The 8,651-nt window shown below is 35.3% G+C and carries 9 protein-coding genes and 1 tRNA gene; 2 read left to right on the top strand and 8 right to left on the bottom strand.

The window, feature by feature from the left end; all coding sequences use genetic code 11:
• Nucleotides 1-10 precede the first annotated feature (10 nt).
• A tRNA-Ile gene (locus Q0L65_RS04745) sits at nucleotides 11-87 on the top strand.
• Here the strand turns inward: Q0L65_RS04745 and Q0L65_RS13995 are convergent.
• The 6 genes from Q0L65_RS13995 to Q0L65_RS04720 form a co-directional block, all read right to left on the bottom strand.
• A complete protein-coding gene (locus Q0L65_RS13995) occupies nucleotides 44-1,645 on the bottom strand; it encodes a recombinase family protein (protein ID WP_366051305.1) in 1,602 nt (533 codons plus the stop codon). The genes Q0L65_RS04745 and Q0L65_RS13995 overlap by 44 nt on opposite strands.
• Entirely contained in the window at nucleotides 1,629-1,790 is a 162-nt protein-coding gene (locus Q0L65_RS04740; RefSeq protein WP_296684061.1) for a hypothetical protein, read from the bottom strand. Before Q0L65_RS04740 ends, Q0L65_RS13995 begins: the two co-directional genes overlap by 17 nt.
• A 65-nt stretch (nucleotides 1,791-1,855) precedes the next feature.
• On the bottom strand, nucleotides 1,856-2,866 hold the full coding sequence (locus Q0L65_RS04735; protein WP_296684059.1) for a MerR family transcriptional regulator: 1,011 nt from the start codon (nucleotides 2,864-2,866) through the stop codon (nucleotides 1,856-1,858).
• Between the two features lie 38 nt (nucleotides 2,867-2,904).
• Nucleotides 2,905-3,609: a response regulator transcription factor gene (locus tag Q0L65_RS04730; RefSeq protein ID WP_296684058.1), complete on the bottom strand. Its 705-nt coding sequence runs from the start codon at nucleotides 3,607-3,609 to the stop codon at nucleotides 2,905-2,907.
• Nucleotides 3,593-4,411, bottom strand: coding sequence for a histidine kinase (locus Q0L65_RS04725; RefSeq protein ID WP_296684056.1), 819 nt, complete (start codon nucleotides 4,409-4,411; stop codon nucleotides 3,593-3,595). Before Q0L65_RS04725 ends, Q0L65_RS04730 begins: the two co-directional genes overlap by 17 nt.
• A gap of 605 nt (nucleotides 4,412-5,016) precedes the next feature.
• Nucleotides 5,017-5,331 carry a hypothetical protein gene (locus tag Q0L65_RS04720; RefSeq protein ID WP_296684055.1) on the bottom strand — a complete coding sequence of 105 codons (315 nt, stop codon included), beginning with the start codon at nucleotides 5,329-5,331 and terminating at the stop codon, nucleotides 5,017-5,019.
• A 244-nt stretch (nucleotides 5,332-5,575) separates the two neighbouring features.
• Here Q0L65_RS04720 and Q0L65_RS04715 point away from each other — a divergent pair, with 244 nt between their 5' ends.
• Complete coding sequence (locus Q0L65_RS04715) at nucleotides 5,576-6,646, top strand: tyrosine-type recombinase/integrase (RefSeq protein WP_296684053.1); 1,071 nt, start codon at nucleotides 5,576-5,578, stop codon at nucleotides 6,644-6,646.
• Between the two features lie 274 nt (nucleotides 6,647-6,920).
• On the opposite strand, the gene Q0L65_RS04710 is transcribed toward Q0L65_RS04715, so the two are convergent.
• Nucleotides 6,921-7,469: a hypothetical protein gene (locus tag Q0L65_RS04710; RefSeq protein ID WP_296684051.1), complete on the bottom strand. Its 549-nt coding sequence runs from the start codon at nucleotides 7,467-7,469 to the stop codon at nucleotides 6,921-6,923.
• A gap of 4 nt (nucleotides 7,470-7,473) precedes the next feature.
• The gene (locus Q0L65_RS04705; protein ID WP_296684049.1) at nucleotides 7,474-8,571 is read right to left on the bottom strand and encodes an RHS repeat-associated core domain-containing protein; all 1,098 of its coding nucleotides are present in this window, start codon (nucleotides 8,569-8,571) and stop codon (nucleotides 7,474-7,476) included.
• Between the last annotated feature and the right edge of the window lie 80 nt (nucleotides 8,572-8,651).

Below are 8,651 nucleotides of genomic sequence, written 5' to 3'. Positions count from 1 at the left end.
AATGTAACCCGGTCCTATAGCTCAGTTGGTTAGAGCAACAGACTCATAATCTGTGGGTCCACAGTTCGAGCCTGTGTGGGACCACCAAAGTGGGGATTTTGGCTAAAATGTCAGAATCCCCATTTTTATAAGCTTCTACAAGCCCCGTCAAATAAGGAATTGCGGAAAATAGCAAATTAATCCTTGAAGTTCGATAACCGTCTTTTTTTCGATCATAGAAAATACCTTCTGGAAACACCAATTTCTGTATTCTCTGCTTTCTGTTGAAATTTGCATTTTTCCATGTGGACGGTAGTTTCAGCGCCAAGTCAAGACATATTTCAGCTGATTTTTGAAGGTTCGATAACTGATTTTGACTTGAGTCCAATTCTGATTCAATTTGGCGAATTTTTTCACGGTATTTATCACGGTATTTGAAGAAAAGTACTTGATCAATTTCACCGTTAAAAAATCGCTCTTCAGCCCCCTCTAATTTTTGTTTTAATTGGGCAAGTTCTACCTGTAAGGCTTTTTTATCTTCTGATTTAACTTCGGTTTGTTCGCTCAATAAATGAAGTAGCATCTTGTTGAAAACCGGTTTCAGCGCTTTGTCGAATGTAAAACTACTTAATAATTCTTCGAATTTCAGATGCAAGACCTTCTGGCTGCGGTTATTCGCACAACCTTTTAAATTACACTTGTAATAGTATAATCCCTTTTGCTTGACTAAATAACCTGTCATACTTGTTCCACAACATTCGCATTTCATAAATTGCTTCATTGGTAACGCTTCCACCTCATTTTCAATTCTATAGCCGTTACCAAACTTTTCCAAATTCTGATGAACCTTTATAAACACGCTTTTAGAAATTAGTGGAGGATGTTTCCCTTCGATCATTTCACCAGGAACCATTTTGGAAACAATAAAACCACAATAGAATGGATTTATAAAGAAATGAGACAAGCGCTTTGGCGGAATGTTCCATCCGCGTGCATTCAATCTTTTGGCTATTTCTACCAAACTTAAATCGTCATTGGCTTTCCATTCAAAGGCTTTTTTTAGCAATTTACCTTTGTCATTTATAACCATCGAGTGCTGGTCAGCAGTTTTCCCTTGGTTTATATTGGTATAGCCTGTTGGCGGCATAAACGGCCAATAACCTTGCTTTAATTTTTCGATCATTCCTGTCATGGACTTATCCCTGCGCAACTGGTTGTCAAATTCACTAAATAGATGATAAATACCCTCCATAAAATTTCCTGACGGGTCGTTGTGGTCAATCGATTGGGTAACAGATACGACTTTAACACCTCTCTGTTTTAATTCATGAGAAATAAAAGCACCACTTGGACCGCTTCTGCTAAAGCGATCATAAGAGTAGACAATCAAATACCCTATTGATTTCTTGCGTTTGACGTAACTTAACATTTTTTGAAACTCCTTTCGCTCGTCATCTTTGGCGCTTTCGTAAGTGCCACCAAAATACTCAACTATTTCCAAGCCTTTCTCCTCAGCATATTTCTTACAATACTTCAATTGGGTTTCAAGACTTGCGTTATTGTCTGCTTGTTCTTTTGTGCTTACACGTGTATAAATTACTGCCTCTGTCTTTGCAACCTGAAGTAATTCCGTTCCTTTTTTAAAACGGTTAAATCTCTTGTCCATTTGCATGTTGTTCAATTACTATTAAACAAAGTTCTTCCATCTGTTCTAGAAGCAGTTGAGCAATTTCTTCCGTTGCTTGAGCTCCAATGATTTCTAGAATGTCCTTTTTTGTTGGTTTATCAAATTTTTGTTTTTTATTTTCCAATTTATTTCACCCATGTGTTTCCTGTCCGTTTTTCGGTTATCGGAAACGGGTAATTATTTGCCCATTTATTTGGTGCTTTTATTCAATTTTTTCAAAATGACATTTTCAAAATTTGTGATTTTACCTTTCTGAGTAGTAACACTTATCTTTTGATACCCATTCTTTGCTATTACGTCAAGAAATCGCTGTTCCATGGTGATTTTTGATTGCTCTTCAACTTCTAAAAGATTAGGCGAGCCCTCCGAAAATCTAATTCGAATAGATTTCACATCATTTCTGCGTATCATCTCCAAAATTTCTTTTTCTGCATTTGATAAGTAATACAATTTTTCGAGTGGTGTATCAGCAACCCAGTCTCTCATTAACGTTTGTATAGCCTCTGATATACTAATACAGAAGTGTGGTTTCGAGACCAACTTTCTAAAATCCTCTTCATTTGAGAATAGTTCTAGATAACGAGAATGCTCGTATAAAAAATATTCGCCATCTGGATTCACCATACATTGAATAGACTTTCTAAATACGATTGTAGCTAATACCGATGCCAAGAAAAATGAAGTTTCCACATTTTTTAATTCTTTCAAAAATTGTTCAGTACTGAACGGGCTGTTGTATTTAAGCTTTATTTCACCTATTATACTAGAAATAGCAGCAGAATCTAGTTTATTCAGATCAATATTTGGTTCTAATAATATTTCCTTGAGACTTTTTATTTGTTGTAGACTAATTCCTAAGGATCGCATTTGTTGAATTAATTTGATCCAAACACTTTGTACTAGATCGTACTTTCTGCGCATTCCAGGGCCCTTGACAAGTGGTAAGACCCCTTGTTTATCCCAATATGTTGCATCTCGAGGAGCAATTTTTAAATCGCTTATGGTGTACCTTGGCAATTCTATTTCATCCATCAAATATGGAAACTCGCCAGTGAATAATGAATCTGTCAGAATTTGAATTTCATCTGAACTTAAAGAATAGGAATGACTGTATTTATTTAACATATATGTAAATATATACACTTTTGTAATATTGTTAAGGTTTTTGAAAATAAAAAACCAATGTCTTCTTTTAGACATTGGTTTAAATAAGTTTATAAATCAAATAGATTTTTTTCTTAATTCCTTCCTATCGGCTGATACAAACCATTCTCAATGCAAAGGCGCGCGAAGTCTGCGGGTGTTTTGGCGTTGAGGGCTTTGAAAAGTTTGGAGCGAATGGCGTCAATACTTTTCTTAGTAATTCCCAGTCGTTTTGCTATTTCCTCACTTTTACTACCTGAGCATATAAGTTTTATCACAATCATTTCACGCTCTGACAAATTAAAATTAATTATCGCTTGTTCCTTTTTTTTGTTTTTCTCATACTGAATAAATGAAACATCAGAAACAATGCTTGTGGAATGAAACCCTTTGTCTGTTACGTTATATAGTGCATCAACCATGTCTTGGACGCTACAATCCTTTTTCAAGTAGCTTTTAGCCCCCAGTTGGATGAGTTCAGCAACAATATGCACATTTGAATGCATACTAAATATAATGACCTTAATTTCAGGGTTTGACAGTGACAGTTTCTTTAGAATTTCTTTGCCATCCATTTCTGGCATATCCAAATCCACTAGCGCAATATTGATCTTTTTCTTTTTGAGTAATTCGAAGAATTCGACACCATTGCTTGCATCAAACACCACTTGAATATCAAAAGCCTCATTCAAGGATTTAATCAATGACTCTCGCAAAAGAGTATGGTCCTCTACAATAGCAATTTTGATACGATTCTTTTCCTTCGGAATATCATCAATTTGCTTACTTGTTGTCATCATTGTATGGAATTTTCAAAATTACCGAACCACCTCTTTCATAGCGATCAAAAGTAATTTGACCGCCAATTAGTCCTAAACGATGTGCCAGTGATGAAAGACCAATACCTAAGTTCTTTGCCAATAAGTACTCGTAGTCATCCTGATTAATGGCGACACCATCGTGCTTCAAGGTTAAAACTAAATATTCTTGCTTGATTTCCAAATTACCATCGATGAAATTTGGCTTAGCATGCTTGATTGTATTATTGATGAGCTCTGTTACAATATAATAAGCCTGTATCTCAATGCGCTGCTCAAGTTGTAGGCCTCCCTTGACCTCGCTAGTGATAATACATGGCTTACCAATACTTTTCTCAGCCTGTTCAAACATACGCTCCAAAGAACGCCACAAACCAAACTTCAATAAATAATGTGGCAACATCCCATTCGTAATCGCCCTTAGTTTCGTTACAGATTGGTCTATCATCTCTGCGACTTCCAATAAATCCGAAATGGTATCAGAATTGGCTTGCATACCAATCAAATGATTCGAAGTATTTGAAATTTTCTGCTGCGTCATAGAAAGAATAGCACCTACGTCGTCATGCAAATTTCTTGCAATCTCAGCGCGCTCATCTTCCTGGGCTTTAACCACCGCATTGATCATCTCGAGCTCTTTTTCTTTCATCGCCCGCTCATGCTCAGCCTCTAGCCTTTTTCGTTTTTTGTACGAAGTAAATAGCACGAACACCATACCAGCAGACAACCCGCTGGTGAATAAAACTGAAAGAATCAGTTGAATTAAGCTTCTTTCAATTTCCATAGTGAAAAAGCAATACTAAGATTTTGAACGATTTCAACTGAATTATAAATTACAATCATAAAAAAAGCCATCATCGAAGGTGATTGCCTTATTTCAGATTCATAAAGACTTAATATTAGAGATGATGCACTCACAAACAAAAAAGAACCATAAATTAAAAATTTATACAGCACTTCTTTTTGATCATTAGTTTTTAGGTGATTCATAAGTATTATAACCGATATCACTGCAGTACAAATATTTACATAAACGGTTTGAATTTCATTATTTTTCAACCATCCATTACAAATAATAGTTTCAAATAAAAATATTATCAATGAAATCAATGCCGGATAATATCGTAAACGCTTAATGGACTTTTCAAGTAGGAAGATTCTATACATGTAGAAAAACCTAATAGGTATAGAAAGATGAAAAATAGAAATCGCCGATTCGAATTGTAAACAAACTAATCGTTCTACTAAAGAAAGAATTAATGAAATAAACAGAAACGTGTTTAGCGACTTAAACTCATTTAATTCAATCCTATTTTTATAAAAAATGACAATCGGAACTAAGTAACTGAAATACTTGGTAATTAATAAAGAGTCAAATAGCAATATCATTTATGAGTTTAAACTATTTTTTTTAGAACAAAAAGGGGGACAATATTCACCTTTATCAATGATTAAACCATTTTCCAAATCATTTTCATCACTATCTGCACCGACTAGAACTAAAACTTTTTTACCTTCATCATTGATCGCATAGTAAAAACGAATTCCAACGCAACCTTCTTGATTCAACAATTCGAGTAACTTTTCTTTACCTTGGAATTCGGCAATCACATCCCCAGGTTGTATCGTATTGCGGTAGTTAGCTGTCCAGCGAGATGCATCGCTCAAAGTTACAAATTCCCCTTCGTTTCCGTTAAAAGACATAATGTTAAGTTTAATTGGTTAGTGACCAAAAATAGATATTATTTGGCGGACATTTTTCGACTTAATTTTGTAGCAATACTAGTATCATATTGACTTCCAATGCACATAAATTATATTGATTGTTGCTTCAAATTAGTACAAGTACTAATTTAAATAGTATTTATACCCTAATGCAATTCGGGTAAAGCTACTAGTATTTTTAGTACCTTTTCTCAAACCAATCGTATGAGCAAGCAAAAAAATCATGCGAACACAAAAGACAAAATTTTACAATGAGGCTCGTTATTTTGAGCTGTATGAGCAAATGCTTGCTTCTATACAAGGTGGTAGACACAATAGAACCGATGGGCAGCGGATTTCAAAAGGAACGCTCAAGAACTACACTGCATTGCTGAATCATTTACGGGCTTTTGCAGAGACCAAAAAAATAGAGTTGCGATTGTACAATGATCTTAACTTGACACTAAGAGAAAGAGCAGCAGCCAACAACTACCACGCACGGCTTTACAAGCACTTCACCACCTATCTTTATGGAAAAGGAATGTTTGATAATTACATTGGCTTACTCATTAGAAACTGGCGCGCATTTTACAATTACTTGAACAAAGATTTGCACATGTATGTGGGTAATTATCATTTACAATTCTTTGTACCCAAGGATGAGATTCCGGTAGTTGCGCTTTCAAAACATCAGTTGTTTTCCCTCATGCATGATCCAGAAATTGATCAAAAAATCAAAGCGTCCAAACTACAAGACATCAGAGACATTTTTGTATTTGGCTGTACCGTAGCCCTGCGCTATTCTGACTTAAAACAATTGACCAAACGACATTTACAAAAGAAAAACGACCACTATTACCTAGATGTTCGAGCCTCCAAAACTCAGATTGAAACCCGTATGCGCCTGCCCTCCTACTGCACAGCAATTATTGAACAGCACGCCCTAAAAAGCCCTTACCTCCTGCCCCAAATCACGCTTCAGCACTTCAATCGACGGTTAAAAGAATTAGCCACCCTCCTACCCGAAAACATCCATTTAGATAAAGTCCGAGAGCGCAAAGGCAAAATTATTGTGAGACAAAAAGACGCCAAAACCAAACGCAAACTTAAACTTTCCGATCACGTCAGCTCCCATACCATGCGCCGGACCGCCATTTCCATCATGCTCGAATCCGGAATGGACGAAATGCTCGTTCGCCGCATCTCTGGCCACGCCCCCAATAGCAAAGAATTTTACAGATATGTACGATTAGCACAACACCGATTGGATGCCGAAACGACCAGGGTATTTAGTTTTGAGGATATGAAGGGTTAATTCCCGCAGAATTCCTTATTTTTCCTAATAATTACTCAGGAATTCCTTGATTTTACAATTGATTCCTGAGTAATTACCATAAAATCCCTGATGTTCCCTGTGAATTACTACGTAATTCCTTGATTTTATTTTGGACTTGCTACTCTATTTCAAAACGTTTCAGTTTTGGGGGAAGCTTACCCTAGTAAATAATTAAGAAAACTTTTCTTAAACTTAGAAGTAAACTAAAAAATTTTAACTAATACTTTGGTTTGAAATTCAGGGAGAATTATATTTATCTACAAGTGCTAAAATTTTTGAACCACACATATTCGTTAGTTTCGATGATAAAGAAAACGATGTTCTCGGTGAATCGAACAGTTTCTTCAATAAATCTAATTTCTTGTTTTTTGACATTTAGCTCTAGTTGAAAAATACTAGCGGAAAGTTGGTATGTAGTGTCGGAAAAATGCACCGTGTTATTCACGTAAAATGTTGACTTATCGATTAGTTGAGCGATACCTTCCCCAAGGTTGTTAAATGCACTATTTGAACTTTTAACGGGTAGAAAAGATGAGCTCTTGAACGCTCCGCAAGAATCAAAATACATGGCAAATTGCAGTAAGTCTTCTTCCTCAGAGGGAATACTATTGAAGTCGAAACCTTTGGTGAACTTTTCTATTTGATGTTTTGTAGTCTTAGGGAGTTGCAAGTTTGTAACGATAAATAATTGACGTATCGTTTGATCTAAATCTGAGATGGAACTGACTTTTAAAGTATCTTGAGATAATGAACTAAAACAACAGAAAATACAGGTAATTATACTTAAAATGATGTTTTTCATATTATTAAAAATTAAAGTTCAATTTTCCTAGATTCATTGTTTTATTATTTTCCGTGTTAAATTGAACCCATCCAGAAAAATACGATTTGTTCTCAGTTGTAAAATTCACGTTTATGGTATAAATATTTGCTAGAGTTATATCCCGATTTGCATAAATATTAATTTCATTTTTTGTGGCTTTATCAATACTTCTAAATAAATTATTATCCTTACCGACATAACAACCAGTTAAAATTAAACTGCCATTGGGAGAGATACTATTAGTTAATGAATTAAATGCTATTGCATCATTATATTCAATCTGCGAAACTCCAACTGATAGAAACCCCGCATTCGCGTCATCAATTGCATAACGTTCAAGTCGATCTTCAAAGCCAACATTTATGGAGGTAGTGAAATAAGCTAAATTGCCAATATCATTCCTGTCTAATTTTGACCCGCCATGGGTGTCAATAACCATAGTGCCAAGGGTAAAATCACCGAATGTCTCTTTAAAGATTTTGTTTGCATCTTCGATGTCTGAAGTTAATATCAACCATGAATTTCCTATTCCTATTTGATTAGAATAACTTGTTTCACCTAAACCAAATTCCGCTGTTTTACCGATGGTAATAATTACATTTTCAATTTTTTGAAATACATAAGCTCCCTCTTCACCAATCCTTATAAAAACACCATTATCATCACTTCCTTGAAAGTATTTTACATCATTTGCATTCTTCCAGCCTTGACCTTCTCCAGAACCTGTATAAACTTGTTGAAGTTTATTTTCAATTCGGGTTTCACCTTCTTTCGGCTCTCCTTCTAGGCCAGAAGCATCTGTAAAATAAATAGGGTTATTGTTAAACGTTGAAAATGGAGAAAATTCGGGGTATTTCGATATTAGTTTATCCAAACTCAACCACCTTCCCAACCTCGGATCTAACTGTCTAAACTCAGTTGTATATGAATTACCATCGCCCTTAAATTCATTGTCTTTTTCAGAACCCTGGTAACCGAATCGATACCCGTAATTACTCACCGTTCTACCATCCAATTCAACACCAAACGGACTGTAATCTGAGCAGGTTCGAATACCGACGCAAGGGGAATGTTTAATCATCAATTCTGTGAATTACTAATTTTTGTTTTATAACAATTTTTAAAATGGTAAGGAGAATAATGTAAATGACTAAAAATCCT

The sequence above is a fragment of the Flavobacterium sp. genome (genome assembly GCF_024642105.1).
Lineage (GTDB): Bacteria > Bacteroidota > Bacteroidia > Flavobacteriales > Flavobacteriaceae > Flavobacterium.
This window is presented reverse-complemented; position numbering and strand designations above follow the sequence as displayed.

Excerpts from the sequence above, each read along its gene's own strand:
- Q0L65_RS04715 (WP_296684053.1), top strand. The coding sequence starts at position 5,576 with ATGCGAACACAAAAGACAAAATTTTACAATGAGGCTCGTTATTTTGAG.
- Q0L65_RS04720 (WP_296684055.1), bottom strand. The coding sequence starts at position 5,331 with ATGTCTTTTAACGGAAACGAAGGGGAATTTGTAACTTTGAGCGATGCA.
- Q0L65_RS13995 (WP_366051305.1), bottom strand. The coding sequence starts at position 1,645 with ATGGACAAGAGATTTAACCGTTTTAAAAAAGGAACGGAATTACTTCAG.
- Q0L65_RS04730 (WP_296684058.1), bottom strand. The coding sequence starts at position 3,609 with ATGATGACAACAAGTAAGCAAATTGATGATATTCCGAAGGAAAAGAAT.
- Q0L65_RS04735 (WP_296684059.1), bottom strand. The coding sequence starts at position 2,866 with ATGTCTAAAAGAAGACATTGGTTTTTTATTTTCAAAAACCTTAACAAT.
- Q0L65_RS04725 (WP_296684056.1), bottom strand. The coding sequence starts at position 4,411 with ATGGAAATTGAAAGAAGCTTAATTCAACTGATTCTTTCAGTTTTATTC.
- Q0L65_RS04705 (WP_296684049.1), bottom strand. The coding sequence starts at position 8,571 with ATGATTAAACATTCCCCTTGCGTCGGTATTCGAACCTGCTCAGATTAC.
- Q0L65_RS04710 (WP_296684051.1), bottom strand. The coding sequence starts at position 7,469 with ATGAAAAACATCATTTTAAGTATAATTACCTGTATTTTCTGTTGTTTT.